Source organism: Nocardia rosealba, assembly GCF_020216065.1.
GTDB lineage: Bacteria > Actinomycetota > Actinomycetes > Mycobacteriales > Mycobacteriaceae > Nocardia > Nocardia rosealba.
In genome coordinates this window covers 400,961-419,952 of record NZ_JAIWNA010000005.1, presented here as the reverse complement: position 1 = coordinate 419,952, position 18,992 = coordinate 400,961, and the positions used below count along the sequence as shown (strand labels likewise).

Here is an 18,992-nt window from a genome sequence, read left to right as displayed (position 1 = left end):
TTGTGTGGTGGCAGGCGAAGAGGATGACAGCGTGAACGGTGTGGCGAGACTGGACGACTCCGGGATTCCGGCCTGGCTCCACCCGGCGACGAGGCACGGCGGCCCCGACGCCGACGACACCCTCGCCACCTCCCGCGCCCTGCGCCGGGCCATGTCCATCACCGGCAAACCGAGGCGAGCGGCGGTACTCGTGCTGTTCGGCGGCTCCGCCGACGGCGGCCCCGGCGCGCCACCCGCCGACGCCGAGGTGCTGCTCACCCAGCGTGCCTCGACCATGCGTCAGCACCGCGGCCAGGTCGCCTTCCCCGGCGGCGCCGAGGATCCCGGCGACGACGGCCCGGTCGGCACCGCGCTGCGCGAAGCCGTGGAGGAGACCGGTCTCGACCCGGCGGGTGTGCAACCCTTCGCGACCCTGCCCACCCTGTTCGTTCCACCGTCGAAGTTCGACGTCACCCCCGTGCTGGCCTGGTGGCGGGAGCCGAGCGACGTGCGGGTCGTCGACCAGGGCGAAACCGAACGGGTGGTCCGGGTGCCGCTGAGCGAATTACTCGATCCCGCACACAGATTCATGGTGCGTGGCAGTCTCGGCTACCAGAGTCCCGCCTTCCAGGTCGACGGCATGCTGGTGTGGGGGCTCACCGGCGGTATCCTCGCCGGCGTCATCAAAACTGCTGGGTGGGAACGAGACTGGGATCGGGGCGACGTGCGTGATCTGGAGAGCTCGCTGGCTGCGGTCGGAATGACCCTGTGAGCGCGCGGCACATCGGCACAGCTGCCATCGCGGTCAGGTCGGAGCCGAGCGGCTGCGAGGCGCAAGCATGAGCGCCTCGGTTTGGCTCGATATCGCGGTGGTGTTGATCGCGCTGGTCGCGGCGTCCACGGGGTGGCGGCAAGGGGCGGTGGCCTCGGCGCTGGCGTTCTTCGGCGTCGCACTCGGTGCCGTCGCGGGCATTCTGATCGCACCGCACATCCTCAAGCACCTCAGTGAGGGCCGCAGCCGGGTACTCGGCGGCATCCTGCTGATCGTGCTGCTGGTGATCGTCGGTGAGGTCGCGGGCATGGTCCTCGGCCGGGCCGCCCGCTCCGGTATTCGGCATCCGTTCGCGCGCAGCGTCGACAGCGGTGTCGGGGCGGTGCTGCAGGCGCTCACGGTGCTCGTCGCCGCCTGGTTGATGGCATTGCCCTTGGCCACCGCCTCCCAACCGGGTGTGGCTGCCGCCATCAACGGTTCACGGGTGCTCGCCGATGTGAACGCGGTTGCCCCCGCCTGGCTGCGCAAACTGCCCAACGAGTTCTCCAAACTGCTCAACACCTCCGGACTTCCGGACGTCATCGGACCGTTCGGCCGCGCGCCCATCGCCGCTGTGGAACCGCCCGACCCGAGCGTTCTGGCCAGCCCCGTCGCCGCGTCGTTGCAGCCGAGCGTGCTGCGCATTCGTGGTGTCGCCCCGAGCTGCCAGCGGGCACTGGAAGGTTCCGGCTTCGTCGTAGCGCCGGAGCGCGTGATGACGAATGCCCACGTCGTCGCCGGCACCACGAGCGTGTCGGTCGACACCGCACGTGGACCCCTCGATGCCGACGTCGTGCTGTTCGACCCGTCAAAGGACATCGCGGTCCTCGCGGTTCCCGGCCTGACTTCGCCGGTGATTCCGCTGGCTCCCACACCCGCGACGTCCGGCGAGAGCGCGATTGTGCTCGGTTACCCCGGCGGTGGGCCGTACACCGCCAGCGCGGCCCGCGTCCGCGAGACCTTGGACCTGACCGGCCCGACGATCCATCGCGACGGAACTGTCGAACGCGAGGTCTACACAGTTCGCGGCCAGGTCCGCGCAGGCAACTCGGGCGGCCCCCTGGTCGACACCGATGGCCAGGTCCTGGGCGTCGTCTTCGGCGCCGCCGTGACCGACGACGACACAGGCTACGTGCTGACCCTCGACGAGGTCGCCTCGGAGCTGGCAGCCGCCCGCGTCAGCAACGCTTCGGTCGACACAGGAGCCTGCGTATTGAGCTGACGCGAACACCGGAAACCCGCTAGGTGTAAGTCAACCGCTAGGTGGAAGTCGTGAGTGATGCGCGTCCCTGGTGGGATTCCCAGCAGTCCGCCATGACCGCATTCCCAACCCCGTCCGACCCGACCTCGAGGAGGGTCCGCCGCGAAGCGGCGTAGCGGCCCGGCCGCGCGAACAGCGCTCGAAGCGCATGCGCGAAGCGCGAGTCTCGAGCGCTGTTCGCGCGGCCCCTCAGGGGCCGCGCTCGAGCGCGCCAGCGCTCCAAAAACACAGCCCAATACCTCCTTGGTGCACAAAACACCGAGGTGGCGCCGCACGGCTGGGTGTGCGGTAGGCGGCGGTTTGGAGTGGTGCCATGTGGCTGGAGTTCGACAGGCAGCCCATTACGAGTGGGTGCCACTCGGCTGAAAGCGCCCACCACCGCGCCGTCAGACAACGTCAGGGCGAGACCAAGTCATCCTTCGGAGTGTCATTGGCACCGTTCTGTTCATGCCAGTACGCGGTAAGCACCTCATTGACCTTGCCCGGGTTCTCCTGATGGGCGTAATGCCCCGCATTCGGAATGGTCACCAGCGCCCGACGAGGGGAGAGCTCCTGATCCCGTTCGATGGTCGCGGCCAGCAGATACTGGTCGTTCGCACCGCGCAACCCGAGTACAGGTATGTCGATCGGGTTCCGCATCGTCGCCATGAACCGCTTGCCGTCCGGCCGCCATTGGCTCCGAAAGGCCCATCGCTGGTACTCCAGTGCGCTGTGGGCGGCGCCGGGGATGCGGATAGCGGTCCGCATACGTGACGCGGTCTCGGTGAATTCGGCGGTGCGCGACCAGGAATCGCCGACACGCTCGCGGAGTAGGCGCTCCACCTCGGCTCCGCCGCGCCGGGTCAGCAGGTTCTCCGGGTATCGGGGCAGCTGGTAGCGCAGGAACTGGGGCAGCCAGGCGGAGCGTTGGGCGGGGTCGCGCAGGACGGCGCTCTTCAGAGCGGCGGGATGCGGCGAGCTCACGAGCGCGATGGATCGAACCAGCCGGGGATGCAGAACCGCGGTGGCCCAGCAGACGAGGCCGCCGTCGGCGTGGCCGACGAGGGTCGCCTCGGTGTGGCCGAGCGCGCGGATGAGCCCGGCGATGTCACCGGCGAGCGTCCATCCGTCGTAGCCGCGGGGTGGTTTGTCCGTATCGCCGTACCCGCGCAGGTCGACGGCGACGGTCCGGTACCCGTGGTCGGCGATTCCGGTGAGCTGATGACGCCAAGACCACCAGAAGTCGGCGAATCCGTGCAGCAGCAGCACCAGCGGCGCGTCGGCGCGCACCGTGGCGTCGGCTTCGACGACGTGGAAGCGGATCCCGTTGGCGTGCACGTCCCGGTGGGTCCACGGGCCGTCGTAACGGACGGTGGACGGATCCGGGAATGAGTTGGACGACACGCCGATCGAGCCTAGTGGGCGGGTCCGGTCGTGGCGACCGGGCCCGCCGGGGTCGGACCCGTCAGTTCTTCGCCTTCTCCAGCGACGGGGCGTGCTCGCGGTGGGCCAGTGCCTGCGGCAGCACCTCGGCGCTCTGCTTGAGCGAGCCGATCGTCTTCTCCGGCGCCTTCAGCTTCTTCACCTTGCGATAGCCGAGGAAGGCCAGCAGTGCGGTGGCGAGCACCATCAGCGTGAAGACGATGAGGAACGCCGCCCACCGGTACAGCCACACGTCGAGCAGTTCGGCGAGGAAGAAGAAAAAGAAGAACGAGCTGAACAGCAGGATCGTCAGCGCGAGGATGAAGAAAACGCTGCCGGTGAGGCCCTTCTTGACCTCGCCGGTGACCTCGGCCTTGGCCAGCGCGACCTCGGCGCGCACGAGCGTGGACAGCTGCTCGGTGGCGTCGCGGACAAGGCTGCCGATGCTGGCCGATCCGGGCGGATTGGCGTCGGTCAACGGGATGGAAGTGACCGTCCGACCGTCATTTCCGCCTTGGGTGTAACTCACTTCGTCGACCCTTCTCCCTGTGGTAACTGGTCCGCATCGCGGCGCGCGGTGTGCACACGTCTTGGCGCAACACTAGCGCCGATCCGATCAGCGATGCTGCCCTGGAGGTGACCGACACGGCTATCGCCGCAACCGTAGCGTGCCGGTCCCCGATCAGTTGCCGCCGGTGCGGATGGCCTCGAAGACGGCGGGGTCGACGAGGGTGGAGGTGTCGCCGAGTTCGCGTCCTTCGGCGATGTCGCGTAGGAGGCGGCGCATGATTTTGCCGCTGCGGGTTTTGGGGAGTTCGGGGACGATGTGGATTTCGCGGGGTTTGGCGATGGGGCTGATCTGTTTGGATACCTCGGCTTTGAGGGTGTCGGCGAGGGTGTCGTCGGGGGTGGTGGAGCCGGTGAGGATGACGAAGGCGACGATGCCTTGGCCTGTGGTGGGGTCGGTGGCGCCGACGACAGCGGCTTCGGCGACGGCGGGGTGGCCGACGAGGGCGGATTCGACTTCGGCGGTGGAGATGCGGTGGCCGGAGACGTTCATGACGTCGTCGACGCGGCCGAGGACCCAGAGGTCGCCGTCGGTGTCGAGTTTGGCGCCGTCACCGGCGAAGTACCAGCCCTGCTCGGCGTAGCGCTCCCAGTAGGTGGAGCGGTAGCGGTCCATGTCGCCCCAGATGCCGCGCAGCATCGACGGCCACGGCTTGTCGAGCACCAGGTACCCGTTGGCCTCGGTCTCGCCGAGCTGAACCGCCTTGCCTTCTTCGTCCACGACCTTCGCCGAGATACCGGGCAGGGGACGCATGGCGGCGCCGGGCTTGGCAGCGGTGACGCCGGGCAGCGGCGAGATCATGATGGCGCCGGTCTCGGTCTGCCACCAGGTGTCCACGATGGGGGTCTTGTTGTCGCCGAACACTTCGCGGTACCAACGCCAGGCTTCTGGGTTGATCGGTTCGCCCACCGAGCCGAGCAGACGCAGGCTGGTGAGGTCGTGGGCATCCGGAATTTCGCGACCCCACTTCATGAACGTGCGGATCAGGGTCGGAGCGGTGTAGTAGATGGTGACACCGTATTTTTCGATGATCTCGAAGTGTCGGTGCTCGTTGGGCGAGTTCGGGGTGCCTTCGTAGACGACCTGGGTGGCGCGGTTGGCCAGGGGTCCGTAGACGATGTAGCTGTGCCCGGTTACCCACCCGATGTCGGCGGTGCACCAGTAGACGTCTTGTCCGGCCTTGTGATCGAAGACGTTGTGGTGGGTGTAGGCGGCTTGGGTGAGGTATCCGCCGCTGGTGTGCAGGATGCCCTTGGGCTTTCCGGTGGTCCCGGAGGTGTAGAGGATGAACAGCGGATGCTCGGCCGGGAACGCCTGCGCCTCGTGTGAGGGCGAAGCGGCGGAGACGGTTTCGTGCCACCACAGATCGCGCCCATCGGTCCACGGCACCTCGGTCCCCACGCGGCGCACCACCAGCACGTGCTCCACCGACGACGGCACATCGCCTTTGGCGGCCAGCGCCTCGTCGACAGCCTCCTTCAGCGGCGCGGGCTTACCCCGCCGCCACTGCCCGTCGGTCGTGATGACCAGCCGCGCCTGCGCGTCGTCGACCCGCTGACGCAGCGCGCTCGGCGAGAACCCGGCGAACACCACCGAATGGGTGAGCCCCAGCCGCGCACACGCCAGCATCGCCACGATCGCCTCGGGCACCATCGGCATGTAGATCGCGACCCGGTCCCCGGCGACCAGCCCGAGCTCGGTCAGGTAGTTGGCCGCCCGCGAAACCTCCTCGAGCAGTTCCCGATAGGTGATCGCCCGCGAATCGCCGGGTTCGCCCTCCCAGTGGATGGCCACCTGGTCGCCGTGGCCGTCGAGAACATGGCGGTCGACGCAGTTGTAACTAATGTTCAGCTCGCCATCGGCGAACCAGCGCGCCACGGGTGCATCGTCCCAGTCCAGGACCTGTGTGAAGGGTGTGTGCCAGTGCAGGCGGCGCGCCTGTTCGGCCCAGAAGCCCTCGCGGTCGGCGTCGGCCCGCTCGTAGAGTTCGGCACCGGCATTGGCGGCAGCCGCGAACTCGACGCTCGGCGGATACGAATCCTGATGTCCTGCAGCGGTTTCGGTCATGTCGATGTCAGCCTCACATGCCTGGTGCGGTCGGGTCGGTCGCCAGGGCGCAGCCGTGGCACCTCGACAGTAACGAACGTATCCGCCCCCTTGTGAGCGTTGCGTGAGCTCGGTTTCCGAGACGTTCAGTGGGCTTGATTCATCCGGTGAGTTCGCGGACAGGGCAGGCGATCCCGGGCTATCGTTTTAGATCAACCGTTCAGCTGATGGTTCCGAGAATTGTTCATTTTTTTCTGTCGAACAGGAAGGGTTCGGCAATCTTTTCCGCGTATTCGGCATGTAACCGTAGGGATACATGTGACGCGGAAGATGACTGCGCCCCCTTCATGTCATGGAAGCGAACCGGGAGAGATCGTTGAGATTCATCAGAGCGACCGCGCTGATCGCGGCGGGACTCGTGGCCACAAGCCTCGGTCTCACCGCGTGCTCGTCCGATGACAGTGCCGATGCAGGCATTGTCACCACCAATGCGGGAGAGCCACAGAATCCCCTGGTACCGACCAATACCAACGAGAACATGGGCGGTCGCGTGGTCGACCGTTTGTTCGCGGGCCTGAAGTACTACGACGCCAACGGCGAAGCACGCGACGAGATGGCCGAGAAGATCGAGACCACCGACCGCAAGTCGTATCGCATCACCATCAAGCCGAACTGGAAATTCACCGACGGCACAACGGTCACCGCCAAGTCCTTCGTCGATGCCTGGAATTACGGTGCGCTCGGCACGAACGCGCAGTTGCAGGGCTACGCATTCAGCCAGATCGCCGGTTTCGACGAGGTGAATGCCGAACAGCCCAAGGCGCAGACCATGTCCGGCCTGAAGCTGGTCGACGACCGCACCTTCACCGTGGAACTCAAGTCGCCGTCGATCGACTTCGAGAGCGCCCTCGGTTACGCACCGTTCTATCCGCTGCCCGAGGTGGCGTTCAAGGACATGAAAGCCTTCGGTGAGAAGCCGGTCGGCAACGGCCCCTACGCTTTCGAATCCTGGGAACACAACGTCAAGATCGATCTGAAGCCCAACCCGGATTACCCGGGTGGCAGGCCCGCCAAGAACAAGGGCCTGCGCTTCGTGATGTACCAGTCCTACGAGACGGCCTACGCCGATCTGCAGGCAGGCAATCTCGACGCGCTCGACACCATTCCCGACAGCGCCCTGAGCACCTACAAGAGCGATCTCGGCGACCGCGCGATCACCAAGCCGACCGCGCAGAACCAGCACATCGGCATCCAGTCCAATGTCCCGCATTTCGCGGGCGCGGAGGGCGTGCTGCGTCGCAAGGCCATTTCCATGGCGATCAACCGCCCGCAGATCATCGAGAAGATCTTCAACGGCTTGCGTAACCCGGCACGCGATTTCACCGCGTCGACGCTGCCCGGCTTCAACCCGAACCTGCCGGGCGCCGAGGTGTTCGAGTACAACCCGGAGGAGGCCAAGAAGCTGTGGGCCCAGGCCGACGCCATGTCGCCGTGGGCCGGTTCGCGCTACACCATCACCTACAACTCCGACGGCGGCCACCAGGCCTGGATCGAAGCGGTGGCCAACAGCGTGAAGAACACCCTCAACATCGACGCCGTCGCCAATCCGGTGCCCACGTTCAAGGACGTGCGTGACGCGGTGAACGCCGAAACCATCGGCGCCGCTTTCCGTTACGGCTGGCAGGGTGACTACCCGACGATGATGCAGTTCCTCGGGTCGAACTACTACAGCTACTCCGAGACCAACAATGTCAACTACAACAACCCCGAGGTGGACCGCCTCTTCGACGCCGCCATGGCCGCGGCGACGAAGGAGGAGTCCTACAAACTCATCGGGCAGGCACAGGCGATCATGATCCGGGAAATGGCCGATATCCCGGTGTTCGATTACATCGCCGCCGCGGGTCGCTCCGACCGGGTCACCAAGGCCGAACTCGCCTGGAACGGCCTGTTCGACTTCGAGAACATCGAGAAGTAACCACTCGCCGCCGGGCCGGGTCACGAAAAGTGGCTCGGCCCGGCCGTTTTCGGAGGAATGATGACTTGGTACATACTCCGGCGCCTGCTCCAGATGATCCCGGTCTTCCTCGGCGCCACTCTGTTGATCTACGCGATGGTCTTCCTTATTCCCGGCGACCCGATCAAGGCGCTGGCCGGTGAAAAGGCGCTGACCCCGGCGGCCGAGGCGGCATTGCGCGCCCGCTACCACCTCGATCAGCCGTTCATCATGCAATACCTGCACTACTTGCAGGGCATTCTCACCCTCGACTTCGGTACCTCGTTCTCCGGCAGGCCGGTCCGCGAGGAACTCGAACGCGCCTTCCCGATCACCATCAAACTGGCGTTTCTCGCCGTGCTGATCGAAGGCTTCTTCGGCATCCTGTTCGGTCTCATCGCCGGTTTGCGCAAGGGCAAACTGTTCGATTCGACGATGCTGATCGCGAGCCTGGTGATCATCGCGCTCCCGGTGTTCGTCGTCGGTTATCTCGCGCAGTTCCTGCTCGGGGTGAAATGGGGCATCGCGCCGGTAACCGTTACCGGGAGCGCCAGTCTCGGTGAACTGATCGTCCCGGCTTTCGTGCTCGGCTCGCTCTCGTTCGCCTATGTGCTGCGCCTGACGCGAAACTCCGTGGCGGAGAACAAATCCGCCGACTACGTGCGCACGGCGACGGCGAAAGGTCTCGGCCGCCGGCGCGTGGTCACGGTGCATATTCTGCGCAATTCGATGATTCCGGTCGTCACCTTTCTCGGTGCCGATTTCGGTGCGCTGATGGCGGGCGCCATCGTCACCGAGGGCATCTTCAACATCCCCGGTGTCGGCGGAACCATGTATCAGGCGATCATCCGTGGTGAGCCGCCGACGGTCGTGTCGTTCGTGACGGTGCTCGTCGTGCTGTTCCTGCTGATGAACCTGGTCATCGACCTGCTCTATGCCGCGCTCGACCCGAGGATCCGCTATGCCTGACAAGCAACCGCATTTCGTGGCCCCCGCCGACGAGGTGGAGGTGCTCGCCACCGACCGTGTGCTCGACGCGGGCACTCCGACCAGCATCTGGGGCGATGCGTGGCGGCGGCTGCGGCGCAACCCGGTGTTCCTCGTGGCCGTCGTGCTGATCGTGCTCGTGCTGCTGGTCGTGGTGTGGCCGTCGCTGTTCACCAGCCAGGATCCCCGCCACTGCCTCGGCGAATTCGGAATGGACGGGCCGCGCCCCGGTCACCCGTTCGGTTTCGACAAGCAGGGCTGCGACATCTACGCGCGCACCATCTACGGCGCCCGCGCCTCGGTGACCGTCGGTGTCGGCTCGGCGCTGCTGTTCCTGGTGGTGGGCGGGGTGCTCGGCGCACTGTCGGGGTTCTACGGCGGACTGCTCGACACCGTCGTCTCGCGCATCGCCGAGATCTTCTACGCCATCCCGATGGTGCTCGCCGCCATCGTGCTGCTGCAGCTGCTGCGGCCGGCCGGGATCGGCACGGTGATCGCGATCCTCGTGGCGTTCACCTGGCCGCAGGCCGCGCGCATCGCCCGTGGCGCGGTGATCGAGGCCAAGAACAGCGAATACGTGACGGCGGCGAAGGCGCTCGGTGTGTCGCGGTTCGGCACGCTGATGCGGCACGTGCTGCCGAACGCGGCGAGCCCGCTCATCGTCGTCGCGACCATCTGGCTCGGCGTCTTCATCGTCACCGAGGCCACGCTGTCCTACCTCGGTGTCGGTCTGCCGCCCGACATCGTGGCCTGGGGCGCCGACATCTCCCGTGCCAAGTCCGAGATCCGTACCTCGCCGATCCTGTTCTACCCGGCGACCGCGCTGGCCATCACGGTGCTGAGCTTCATCATGCTCGGCGACGCGGTGCGCGACGCGCTCGATCCGAAGGAGCGCACCCGATGACCACCGAACCCCTGCTCGAAATCCGCGATCTGGAGGTGAGTTTCACCTCCGACGGCAAGCCGGTGCCCGCCGTGCGCGGGGTGAATCTGACCGTCTATCCCGGACAGACCGTCGCCATCGTCGGCGAGTCCGGGTCGGGCAAGTCGACGACCGCGCACGCGATCATCGATCTGCTGCCCGGCACCGGCAAGGTGACCGGCGGGTCCATCCGGTTCGAGGGCAAGGACCTGACCAAGGCCTCGGCCAAGGAGATCGTCGCCGTCCGGGGCAACGGGATCGGTCTGGTTCCCCAGGACCCGATGTCGAACCTGAACCCGGTGTGGAAGATCGGTTTCCAGATCCGGGAAACCCTGGAGGCCAACGGCATCGCCAAGGGCGCGGCCGCGCGTGAACGGGCGGTGGAACTGCTCACCGAGGCCGGGATGACCGATGCCGAGCGGCGGGTGAACCAGTACCCGCACGAGTTCTCCGGCGGTATGCGCCAGCGTGCGCTCATCGCGATCGGGCTGTCGTGCAGGCCGAAACTGCTCATCGCCGACGAACCCACCTCGGCGCTCGACGTCACCGTGCAACGCCAGATCCTCGGTCACCTCGAAGAGCTCACCACCGAGCTGGGGACGGCCGTGCTGCTCATCACCCACGACCTCGGCCTGGCCGCCGAACGCGCCGAACACCTCGTGGTGATGTATCGCGGGCGGGTGGTGGAATCCGGTCCGGCCCTGCAGATCCTGCGCGACCCGCAGCACGCCTACACCAAGAAGCTGGTGAATTCGGCACCCTCGCTGGCGGCGCAGCGGATGTCGTCGTCGCGGCAGCGGGCGAAGGTGCGTGACCGTGCCGTCGAGGTGGCCGCCACCGAGGCGCTGCCCGACACCGTGCTCGACGTGCGAAACCTCACCAAGGCGTTCAAGATTCGCGGCAAACGACCGTGGCAGTCGACGGCTTTCACCGCCGTCGACGACGTGAGTTTCTGTGTGGAACGCGGCACGACCACCGCGATCGTCGGTGAGTCCGGCTCGGGCAAGTCGACCATCGCGCAGATGGTGCTCGGGTTGCTCGAACCGACGGCAGGCTCGGTGTTGTTCGACGGTCAGGAGGTGTCGTCGCTGGACAGCAAGGCCGCCTTCGCCTTCCGCCGCCGCGTGCAACCGATCTTCCAGAACCCCTACGGTTCCCTCGACCCGATGTACTCCATCTTCCGCACCGTCGAGGAACCCCTGCGGGTGCACAAGATCGGTACCGCCGCCGAACGCGAGAAGGTGGTGCGCGACCTGCTCGACAAGGTGTCGCTGCCGTCGTCGGTGCTGCGTCGCTATCCCAACGAGCTGTCCGGTGGGCAACGTCAGCGGGTGGCGATCGCCCGCGCGCTCGCGTTGTCGCCGGAACTGGTCGTCTGCGACGAGGCGGTGTCCGCGCTCGACGTGCTGGTCCAGGCGCAGATCCTAACCCTCCTCAACGACCTGCAAGCCGAGCTGGGCTTGACGTACCTGTTCATCACTCACGACCTGGCCGTCGTCCGGCAGATCGCGGACAACGTGCTGGTCATGCGAGCCGGGAAGGTCGTCGAGTCGGCCACGACGGATGAGGTGTTCGCCGCGCCGCGGGAGGAGTACACGCGGGATTTGCTCGAGGCGATCCCGGGGCGGGAGTTGTTGGCTGGGTAGCGAGAGCGCCGGCTGTCGCTGGACTACGGGGGGCGGCGGGAGCTCGTGAAATGGCCGCGTCAGCGCAGCTCAGCAGCGTATCGTTGACTGGTCCGAGGTGGTGCGATGTGACTCGCTGAGGTGGGGAGGCGCCGGTGGATCGAATCGATGCGGAGCGGCAGGCCGAGCTGGAGGCGCGTCGCCGCCGGGCCAAGACCCCGGCGGCGAAACGCCTCGCCGAGGTGCTGTGGCCCGACCGGGTCTGGCCGAGGGCGGGCGGGATGCATGTGGCCGTCGGGGACGGTGCGCTGGAACGGTAGCCTCGTATGTCGTGACTGATCCGCTGCAGCCCCTGGTCGACCTGCCCGGCGTGCGTGAGGCCGCCGACAAGGCGCGCGACGCGCTCGCCGCGGTGCACCGGCACAAGTCCAACCGGCGCGGCTGGGCGACCACCGCGGCCGAGGCCGCGGTCCGCGCGGCGCGTTCATCCGCGGCCATCGAGGGCGCGAGCACCGATCTGCCCGCCGACGGCAAGGTCAGCGATCCGGTGCTGGCCGGCGCGCTGCGGGTAGGGCAGGCGCTCGACGGTGACGCGCTCACCAATCTGGTCGGCACCTGGCGCCGGGCCCCGCTGCAGGCGCTGGCCCGGCTGCATCTGCTCGCCGCCGCCGACCTCGTCACCGATCAGCAGGAACTCGGCAGGCCACGCCCGGTACCCGGGGTGGCGGAGCGGCTGGACCTGCTGGCTCAGACCGTGCAGACCAGCAAGGCACCCGCGCCGGTGATCGCCGCCGTCGTGCACGGCGAGTTGATGACACTTCGCCCGTTCGGCACCGCCGACGGCGTGGTCGCCCGCGCGGCATCGCGACTGGTCGCGGTGTCGACCGGGCTCGATCCCCGCAGCCTCGGCGTTCCTGAGGTGTTCTGGCTGCGGCGCAGGCAGGCCTACCTCGATGCGGCCGCCGGCTTCGGCATGGGCACGCCGGAGGGTGTCGGCGGGTGGGTGCTGTTCTGTGCGGGCGCACTCGAAGACGGTGCGCGAGAGGCCAACTCGATCGCCGACGCGGCCGCGGGCTGACCTTCCCCACACATCGAAACGGGCGGCGTGCCGATTGCTCGACTTCGCCGCCCGCTAGCACGGAACACCTGGTTACCAAGCGTGCTGGGGTGGGTTGTGTTCGGTGGCCTCGGCGATCATCCGAACCCCGCCGGTTCATCCCCGCAACCTGTGCGAGGCTCTCGCCGACGACTGCCCGAATTTCGCAGGCCCACAACTCTGCTGCCCTTGTCGCGGCGCGCTCCGCGTGGGTGCCTGGCGTCCGTGCTGGGAAGGGTGGGATGGGAGGCGAAACCTTCTCTTCCGGTCCCGTCTTGGCCTTCCGTCCTTCCGTGACTCCATTCTTACACTGTGACCGTGCTCACTTCAAGCGTTTCTCCGGCATTACCGAATCCGCGTGTTTTCGGCGTGTCAGTCCGCGATCCGTGCTTGTGGGCCAAGCCTTCGTCGCAGGTCAGCGGCGTTTACGCAGCAGCCGGTAACTGATCGCGCCCGCCAGGACGGCGCTGAGTCCGACCGCCGCTGTCGCCGCCACCGTGGTGCTCGACGGCGCCTGGAACCGCGACCACAGCGACACCGGATTGGAGAAGGTGAGCACCGGCCAGCCGCGTGCGACGGCCTCCTTGCGCAGCGCGCGGTCGGGGTTCACGGCCGTCGGGTGACCGACCGTGCTCAGCATCGGCAGGTCGGTCGCCGAGTCGGAGTAGGCGTAGCACCGGGACAGGTCGTAACCCTCTGCGGCGGCCAGCTTTTCGATCGCGGCCACCTTTCCCTCTCCGTAGCAGTAGAACTCGATCTCGCCGGTGTATTTTCCGTCCTCGACGACCATCCGCGTCGCCTCGGTGTGGGAGGCGCCGAGCGCCTCGGCTATCGGCCCGACCATCTCCTCGCCGGACGCCGAAACGATCACCACGTCGTGGCCGCGGATCTTGTGATCGGCGATCAGGTCGGCGGCTTCGGCGTAGATCAGCGGGTCGACCAACTCGTGAAGCGTCTCGGCCACAATGGATTTCACCTGTTGCACATCCCAGCCCGCGCACATGTTGGCCAGGTTTGCCCGCATTCGTTCCATCTGGTCGTGATCGGCACCCGACAGCAGGAACAAAAAGTGTGCGTAGCTGCTCTCCAGTACGGCTCTGCGGTTGAGCAGGCCCTGCGCGTAGAAGGGTTTGCTGAACACGAACGCGCTCGATTTCGCGATCACCGTTTTGTCGAGATCGAAGAACGCGGCCACACGCCCGCCGGCCGTCGGCGCACGGCCCGAGGAATCGAGTCTTGTGTCCGTAGGCGGAGTCTGGCGGGGATCGGCGGTCACGACAACAGGATAGGCACGCGCACCGACGGGTGTGGGATCCGCCCGCTCAGGCAACTGTTCGGCGTTTGCCCCGTGGACGCCGGAGGGCGCGAATCGCCGAAGAATGTCGGCCGACGCTACTTGCGCCCTCGGCGGGTGATGGGTGTAGTATTGCTGGCACCTGGACATGGTCCAGGCGCGTTCAGCCCGACCCCCCGGGGCTGAACCCGACGGCCCCAGCCTCCTCCCCCCCGGCTGGGGCCGTCCTCTATTTTCAGGACGATTAGTTTCATCCGGCAGCGTATTCGGAAGTTATCCACACCCCGCGAGTTATCCACAATCGCCGTTCGACGGGTGTCGGCCGAGGTCCTCCGCGAGCACGCTGAACCGCATGAACCTCGCCCCCGCCTCCGCTCCGATCTCGCCCGCCCTCGTGCTCGTGCGCGACGAACGGCTGCGCGCCGAGGTGCGCCGCGTGGCCGCGGCCGCCGAGCGGGTGACCGACGAACGGAACATGCCCGTCGGCAGGCACGCCTGGGCGAGCGCGGGCCTGGTGATCCTCGACACCGATGCCGCGATCGCCGCCGCCGCGGCGGGCTGCCCGCGACGGGCGGGGATCGTGCTCGTCACCGAAGGTGAACCGGCCGTTGCCGACTGGCAGGCCGCCACCGCCGTTGGTGCCGAACGCGTCGTCGGGCTGCCGGGCGCGGCAGTCGCGCTGGTCGAGCAGTTCGCCGAGCATGCCGAGTCGCGCACCGGGGAGGGGGTGGTCGTCGCCGTGACCGGTGCGGGTGGGGGAGCCGGCGCGTCGACGCTCGCCGCCGCGACGGCCTTACGCGGTGCGGCGCTGCGTGTGCGGCGCGATGCGGTGCTCATCGACGGTGCGCCCCTGGACGGTGGCATCGACCTCGTGCTCGGGATGGAGAACGTCGCCGGGCTGCGCTGGCCCGACCTGGTGATCGAGGACGGGCGGGTTTCCGCCGCCGCGCTGCACAACGCGCTGCCCGCCGCCTGTCCCGGATTGGCTGTGCTCTCCTGTGGGCGCGCGGGTCCGCCCGCCGAGCTGGCGCCCGCGGCGGTGCGTGCGGTGATCGAATCCGGTAGGTCCGCAGGTGATCTGGTCGTCTGCGATGTGTCGGGGGAGCGCGGTGCGGCGGCCGACGTGATGGTTGATGCCGCCGATCTCGTCGTTCTCGTCGTGCCCGCCCGGTTGCGTTCGGTTGCCGCCGCCGAGGTGGTGTCGGCGTATCTCGGCGAGCGGAACCCGAACCGGGGCTTGGTGGTTCGCGGCCCGGCACCGGGCGGTTTGCGCGGCGCGGAGGTGGCCGAGGTGCTGGGGTTGCCGTTGCTCGCGGCCGTGCGTGGACAGGCCGGGCTGGCCGCGCGGCTCGAACGCGGCGGGCTCAGCGTGCGCAGGCGCGGTCCGCTGCGCGACGCGGCCGACGCGGTCCTCGCCATGGTCGGGGCTGAGGTGTGATGACGACGTTCGTCACCGTCGACCTGCTCGAGCGGGTCCGCGAACGCCTCGCTGAGCACGCGGGCGCACCCGATGCCGCCCAACTCGCCGCCGCGATCCGGGCCGAAGCGGGCGGTGTCCTCGCCGACACCGACCTGCTGCGCGCCCTGCGTCTGCTGCAGACCGAGATGACCGGCGCCGGCCTGCTCGAACCGCTGCTGCACGATCCGCGGGTGGCCGATGTTCTGGTCACCGGACCCGATGCGGTGTGGATAGATCGTGGCCACGGCCTCGAGCGCACCGACGTGCGTTTCGCCGATGAAGCGGCAGTGCGCAGGCTCGCCCAGCGTCTCGCCCTGGCGGCGGGTCGCAGGCTCGACGACGCCCAGCCGTGGGTGGACGGCAAACTCACCGGCACCGAGGCGACCCTCGGCGATGCGTTCGGCGTGCGGCTGCATGCCGTCCTCGCGCCTGTCGCCCACGACGGCACCTGCCTGTCGCTGCGTGTCCTGCGCCCAGCCACCCAGGGTCTCGACGCCCTCGCGGCCGCCGGCTCGCTACCTCCCGCGGCCCGTGCGCTTCTCGGCGATATCGTGCGCGCCCGCCTCGCATTCCTCGTGGTCGGTGGAACCGGTGCGGGAAAGACGACCTTGTTGTCCGCGCTGCTGGCGGCCGTGGATCCCGCCGAGCGGATCGTCTGCGTGGAAGACGCCGCGGAACTGGCACCCGTACATCCGCACGTGGTGCGCCTGGTTGCGCGCACGGCCAATGTGGAAGGAGTAGGCGAGGTCACCGTTCGCGATCTGGTCCGTCAAGCGCTGCGGATGCGCCCCGACCGCATCGTCGTCGGTGAGGTCCGCGGCGCGGAGGTCGTCGATCTGCTCACCGCTCTCAACACCGGTCACGACGGCGGCGCGGGGACGGTCCACGCCAATTCGCCCCAGGAAGTTCCTGCCCGGCTGGAAGCCCTTGCCGCCCTGGGTGGAATGGACCGCGCGGCTCTGCACAGTCAGCTGGCCGCGGCGGTCCAGGTCGTCCTGCACGTGCACCGCCGCGCCGACGGCACCCGAGGCCTCCGGGAAATAGGGATCCTCCAGCGCGACACCGACTCCATCCACATCACCCCCGCCTGGCGTTCCGATGCGGCCCCGACCCCGGGCGCTCCGGAACTGGCCCGGCTTCTGGAATCGAGGCTCGCATGAGTGAGCGATCTGCCCGCCTCGCCGGTCATCGGCGCCGGACACACCCGACCTCGGTCCGCACCTTCCCGAGTGGCGAGACGAGGCGCGAGGACGCGCGTACCTCGGCCTGCTGCGTCGCCGCCTCGAGAAGCTCGTCGCGAGTTGTGCACAGAGCTCCCAAGGGTGACGTGCACAGAGCTCCCAAGGGTGACGTGCACAGAGCTCCCAAGGGTGACGTGCACAGAGCTCTCGAGGGTGAGTCGCCCACCGGCGCAACCCTGCAAGTGGATTCTCCTCGGTTGCCGCCGAACGGCACGTATGCGTATGCGGCTCCGTCGACGGGCGAGAGATGTTCAACCGATGTGGGCGCCTGTGGACAACAGCTGCTTGTCGAACGTGTTGTCGCGAAACGTGAGTGGAGGTGAGAGAGGTGGGCGTTGGACTGCTCTGCTGTGCGGTCGCGATGCTTGTGCTTCCGGTTTCGGGAGGGCAGCGGAGGTTCGGGCGGCTGTTCGAGGTGGGGCAGCGGAGCCGGTTGCCGCGTGTGCCTGTGGAGTGGTGTGCAGGAATCCTGGTCGGGTGCGCGGCTTTCGGCTTCGGCGTCGGAACGGGGTCGGCCGCGCTCATACTCGGTGTGACTGTCGCTGTGCGCAATCGGCGCGGGCGGGCTGAGCGGGAGCGTCGGCAGGAATGCGCGCATCTGCTGGCCGGGCTGGAAGCTGTCGTCGGTGAGCTGCGGGTCGGAGCTCACCCGAGCGCGGCGGCGGAATCGGCTGCGGGCGAGTCACGGGGTGAGGCGGCGCGCGTGCTTGCGATCAGCGCGGGTCGAAGCCGTCTCGGTGGTTCGGGCGCCGATGGATTGGTGCATCCGGATTCCGTTGTCGCCGAAGAGCTGTCGCGGATATCGACCGCCTGGCGCGTCGCCGAGCAACACGGCCTGGCGCTGGCCGAACTCCTTTCCGCCGCCCGCACCGACCTCCTCGCCCGTACCCGCTTTCGCGACCGCACCGAATCCGCGCTGGCGGGCGCCCGAGCCTCCGCCACGGTCCTCGCCGGACTCCCGCTCGTAGGGATAGGACTCGGCCAGCTGATGGGTGCCGCACCCCTGTCCGTCCTCTTCGCTTCTCCCGCAGGTGAATTCCTCCTGCCCCTCGGCACCGCCTTGGCCTGCTGTGGACTGCTGTGGACGGATGTCATCACCCGAAGGGGGACGGCATGAGCGTTCCGGTGATTCTCGAGTCACTGCCGACTTGTGAACTGCTGTGGAGGGTGTCCCCACCCAGGACGAGTGCACACGCGCGTTCATGTTCGCCGGGCGGGAGCCGGCCGCATGTGTTCGTCCGCCTGCGCGGTGCCGACTCGAGCCGGAGTGCGCCGACCCGGCGAGACGTGCACCGCCCACGCGCCGACCCAGAGTCGGCCCACCAGCGGTTGCGGACTGTGCACAGAGCTGTGGATCGGTGTGGACGGTTGTCGATGTCGAGTGAAAGGGGTTGTTGTGCAGCGTGATTTCGGTGCGCCGCTACCGCTCGCGGTGCTGATTCTGGCTGTTGCACTGCTGGTATTGCCCGGGAGGGTGGCAGTCAGTCGGAGGTTGCGACGATTCGGACCTGTGGCGGCACTGGCTCCGGTGCGGCAGACGGCGAAGGCGGACCCGTTGGGGTCGGCTTCGGCATTCGATCTGCTTGCCGCGTGTCTGCGCGCCGGGCTGCCGATGGCAGCAGCCGCACGAGCCAGCGCTCCCACCGCACCACCGGTCTTATGCGCGGCTCTGCTGAGGGCCGCCGACCTACTGGCGCTCGGCGCCGACGCCACCACGGCATGGGAGCGCGCCGCCGCCGACGCGGTCGGCTCCGCGGGTGCCGACGAAGTCGAGTCGCTGGCGCGGATGGCGCGACGCTCGGCCCGGTCGGGCGCTTCACTTGCCACCGCGGTCGCCGAATTGGCAACGCAGCGGCGCGAAGTGGTGGAAGACGCCGCCGTGGCACGCGCCGAACGTGCGGGGGTACTGATCGGCGGACCACTCGGTCTCTGCTTTCTGCCCGCCTTCGTCTGCCTCGGGATCGTCCCGGTCGTAGTCGGTTTGGCGGGCCGGGTCCTCGGCAACGGCGGCCTGCCGTGAACGCCCGCCACACGGGCCACGAAACGTCACCGGGCGGATCGTCCGCGCGGTGGGAAATGAGAGGGGATCACGATGACGCACGTACGCACCGTCTGCCTGGAGGTCCGAGCCCGCTTCACCCGTCTGCTCTTCGACGACGCCGGGATGTCGACGGCGGAATACGCGATCGGGACCATTGCCGCGGCCGCCTTCGGCGCGGTGCTCTACGCGGTGGTCACGGGGGACAACATCGTCAACGCGCTGACGTCGATCATCGACAAGGCGCTCAACACAAGCGTGTAAATCG

General features: G+C 67.9%; 17 protein-coding genes. 13 read left to right on the top strand and 4 right to left on the bottom strand.

Going from position 1 to position 18,992, the window contains the following annotated elements; all coding sequences use genetic code 11:
* Positions 1-7: 7 nt before the first annotated feature.
* Positions 8-751 carry an NUDIX hydrolase gene (locus LDL21_RS21075; RefSeq protein ID WP_372462212.1) on the top strand — a complete coding sequence of 248 codons (744 nt, stop codon included), beginning with the start codon at positions 8-10 and terminating at the stop codon, positions 749-751.
* A 67-nt stretch (positions 752-818) separates the two neighbouring features.
* Positions 819-2,012: a MarP family serine protease gene (locus LDL21_RS21070; protein ID WP_225281433.1), complete on the top strand. Its 1,194-nt coding sequence runs from the start codon at positions 819-821 to the stop codon at positions 2,010-2,012.
* Between the two features lie 435 nt (positions 2,013-2,447).
* Here LDL21_RS21070 and LDL21_RS21065 read toward each other — a convergent pair whose 3' ends face one another.
* The 3 genes from LDL21_RS21065 to acs form a co-directional block, all read right to left on the bottom strand.
* Positions 2,448-3,434 (bottom strand): alpha/beta fold hydrolase, encoded by a 987-nt coding sequence (locus LDL21_RS21065; protein WP_225281432.1) that lies wholly within the window; start codon positions 3,432-3,434, stop codon positions 2,448-2,450.
* Positions 3,435-3,495: 61 nt separating this feature from the next.
* On the bottom strand, positions 3,496-3,981 hold the full coding sequence (locus LDL21_RS21060; RefSeq protein WP_225281431.1) for a phage holin family protein: 486 nt from the start codon (positions 3,979-3,981) through the stop codon (positions 3,496-3,498).
* Positions 3,982-4,134: 153 nt separating this feature from the next.
* A complete protein-coding gene (acs, locus tag LDL21_RS21055; RefSeq protein WP_225281430.1) occupies positions 4,135-6,087 on the bottom strand; it encodes an acetate--CoA ligase in 1,953 nt (650 codons plus the stop codon).
* 331 nt (positions 6,088-6,418) lie between these two features.
* Between acs and LDL21_RS21050 the strand changes: the two genes are divergently transcribed.
* The 6 genes from LDL21_RS21050 (at position 6,419) to LDL21_RS21025 (ending at position 12,674) form a co-directional block, all read left to right on the top strand.
* A complete protein-coding gene (locus LDL21_RS21050; protein ID WP_225281429.1) occupies positions 6,419-8,044 on the top strand; it encodes a peptide ABC transporter substrate-binding protein in 1,626 nt (541 codons plus the stop codon).
* A gap of 60 nt (positions 8,045-8,104) precedes the next feature.
* Positions 8,105-9,031, top strand: a complete 927-nt coding sequence (locus LDL21_RS21045; RefSeq protein ID WP_225281428.1) for an ABC transporter permease — start codon at positions 8,105-8,107, stop codon at positions 9,029-9,031.
* On the top strand, positions 9,024-9,953 hold the full coding sequence (locus tag LDL21_RS21040) for an ABC transporter permease (protein ID WP_225281427.1): 930 nt from the start codon (positions 9,024-9,026) through the stop codon (positions 9,951-9,953). Before LDL21_RS21045 ends, LDL21_RS21040 begins: the two co-directional genes overlap by 8 nt.
* Positions 9,950-11,617: an ABC transporter ATP-binding protein gene (locus LDL21_RS21035; RefSeq protein ID WP_225281426.1), complete on the top strand. Its 1,668-nt coding sequence runs from the start codon at positions 9,950-9,952 to the stop codon at positions 11,615-11,617. The genes LDL21_RS21040 and LDL21_RS21035 overlap by 4 nt, the downstream gene beginning before the upstream one ends.
* A gap of 134 nt (positions 11,618-11,751) precedes the next feature.
* Positions 11,752-11,916, top strand: a complete 165-nt coding sequence (locus LDL21_RS21030; protein WP_225281425.1) for a hypothetical protein — start codon at positions 11,752-11,754, stop codon at positions 11,914-11,916.
* A gap of 11 nt (positions 11,917-11,927) precedes the next feature.
* Positions 11,928-12,674, top strand: coding sequence for a Fic family protein (locus LDL21_RS21025; protein WP_225281424.1), 747 nt, complete (start codon positions 11,928-11,930; stop codon positions 12,672-12,674).
* Between the two features lie 433 nt (positions 12,675-13,107).
* Here LDL21_RS21025 and LDL21_RS21020 read toward each other — a convergent pair whose 3' ends face one another.
* Positions 13,108-13,887, bottom strand: coding sequence for an HAD family hydrolase (locus tag LDL21_RS21020; protein WP_225281484.1), 780 nt, complete (start codon positions 13,885-13,887; stop codon positions 13,108-13,110).
* Positions 13,888-14,338: 451 nt separating this feature from the next.
* Between LDL21_RS21020 and ssd the strand changes: the two genes are divergently transcribed.
* The 5 genes from ssd to LDL21_RS20995 all read left to right on the top strand — a co-directional run bounded on the left by ssd (position 14,339) and on the right by LDL21_RS20995 (position 18,988).
* Complete coding sequence (ssd, locus tag LDL21_RS21015) at positions 14,339-15,424, top strand: septum site-determining protein Ssd (protein ID WP_225281423.1); 1,086 nt, start codon at positions 14,339-14,341, stop codon at positions 15,422-15,424.
* Positions 15,424-16,605: a TadA family conjugal transfer-associated ATPase gene (locus LDL21_RS21010; protein ID WP_225281422.1), complete on the top strand. Its 1,182-nt coding sequence runs from the start codon at positions 15,424-15,426 to the stop codon at positions 16,603-16,605. Before ssd ends, LDL21_RS21010 begins: the two co-directional genes overlap by 1 nt.
* 613 nt (positions 16,606-17,218) lie before the next feature.
* Positions 17,219-17,803, top strand: coding sequence for a type II secretion system F family protein (locus LDL21_RS21005; protein ID WP_308017155.1), 585 nt, complete (start codon positions 17,219-17,221; stop codon positions 17,801-17,803).
* A 279-nt stretch (positions 17,804-18,082) separates the two neighbouring features.
* On the top strand, positions 18,083-18,706 hold the full coding sequence (locus LDL21_RS21000) for a type II secretion system F family protein (RefSeq protein ID WP_225281421.1): 624 nt from the start codon (positions 18,083-18,085) through the stop codon (positions 18,704-18,706).
* 72 nt (positions 18,707-18,778) lie between these two features.
* On the top strand, positions 18,779-18,988 hold the full coding sequence (locus LDL21_RS20995; RefSeq protein WP_067495857.1) for a DUF4244 domain-containing protein: 210 nt from the start codon (positions 18,779-18,781) through the stop codon (positions 18,986-18,988).
* Positions 18,989-18,992: the final 4 nt, after the last annotated feature.

Coding starts and splice junctions, on each gene's coding strand:
- LDL21_RS21010 (WP_225281422.1), top strand. CDS start 15,424: ATGACGACGTTCGTCACCGTCGACCTGCTCGAGCGGGTCCGCGAACGC.
- LDL21_RS21050 (WP_225281429.1), top strand. CDS start 6,419: ATGGAAGCGAACCGGGAGAGATCGTTGAGATTCATCAGAGCGACCGCG.
- LDL21_RS20995 (WP_067495857.1), top strand. CDS start 18,779: ATGACGCACGTACGCACCGTCTGCCTGGAGGTCCGAGCCCGCTTCACC.
- LDL21_RS21035 (WP_225281426.1), top strand. CDS start 9,950: ATGACCACCGAACCCCTGCTCGAAATCCGCGATCTGGAGGTGAGTTTC.
- ssd (WP_225281423.1), top strand. CDS start 14,339: ATGAACCTCGCCCCCGCCTCCGCTCCGATCTCGCCCGCCCTCGTGCTC.
- LDL21_RS21040 (WP_225281427.1), top strand. CDS start 9,024: ATGCCTGACAAGCAACCGCATTTCGTGGCCCCCGCCGACGAGGTGGAG.
- acs (WP_225281430.1), bottom strand. CDS start 6,087: ATGACCGAAACCGCTGCAGGACATCAGGATTCGTATCCGCCGAGCGTC.
- LDL21_RS21045 (WP_225281428.1), top strand. CDS start 8,105: ATGACTTGGTACATACTCCGGCGCCTGCTCCAGATGATCCCGGTCTTC.
- LDL21_RS21070 (WP_225281433.1), top strand. CDS start 819: ATGAGCGCCTCGGTTTGGCTCGATATCGCGGTGGTGTTGATCGCGCTG.